This window comes from Nocardia thraciensis (assembly GCF_054782435.1).
The window spans coordinates 1-837 of sequence record NZ_BAAGSM010000061.1 but is presented as its reverse complement, the minus strand read 5'-3'; the positions used below and the strand labels follow the sequence as shown (position 1 = coordinate 837).

Annotated in this window: 1 protein-coding gene; it reads left to right on the top strand. The window is 63.8% G+C overall.

From position 1 onward, the window contains the following. Nucleotides 1–10 precede the first annotated feature (10 nt). Nucleotides 11–837: IS3 family transposase (locus tag ACYVLQ_RS31780; RefSeq protein WP_460701235.1), on the top strand; the 827-nt coding region annotated here is incomplete at its 3' end.

The following is an 837-nucleotide window of genomic DNA, read 5'->3' as shown; positions in this document are numbered from 1 at the left end:
CTGCCGTGCGCTGTGCGCGCACGGAATCCAGATCGCGCCGCGGGCCTACCGCAAAGCCCGTCGTCGGCCACCGTCGGCTCGTGACATCGCAGATGCCTACGTGGAGAACGCCTTACGGGATCTCACAGGGAAACCGGAGGAAATGTACGGGCGCCGCAAGATGACCCGTTATCTGCGCCGCCAGGGCCACGAGGTGGCGTTCTGCACGGTCGATCGGATCATGCGCGAACTCGGCATGAACGGAGCCGTGCGGGGCCGCAAGCTGCGCACCACGATTCCCGCCAAGGACGGCGTGCGAGCCGGGGACAAACTCAACCGGGATTTCACCGCCGATGCGCCGAATCTGGTGTGGGTGGCCGATTTCACCTACGTCTCCACATGGACCGGCTGGGCGTATGTGGCGTTCGTGTTCGACGCCTACTCCCGTGCGATCGTCGGCTGGACCGCCTCGGCCACCCGAACGACCACGCTGGTGTCCAAGGCACTCAACATGGCTGTGTGGCGGCGTGACCACTACGGGCACCCGATCGAGCCCGGCCTGATCCACCACAGCGACGCCGGGTCGCAGTATACTTCGGTGAAGTTCACCGAATCCCTTGCACTGCAGGGGCTCTCGGCGTCGATAGGCTCAGTTGGGGATGCCTATGACAACGCGCTAGCGGAATCGATCATCGGACTTTTCAAGACCGAAGTCGTACACCGGCACGGCCCCTTCCACACACTCGCCGAGGTCGAGTTCGCGCTCACGGAATGGTGCGACTGGTACAACAACGCCCGTCTGCATTCCCGGCTGAACTACCTCACCCCGGCCGAATACGAAGCCGCGTACTACTCTCA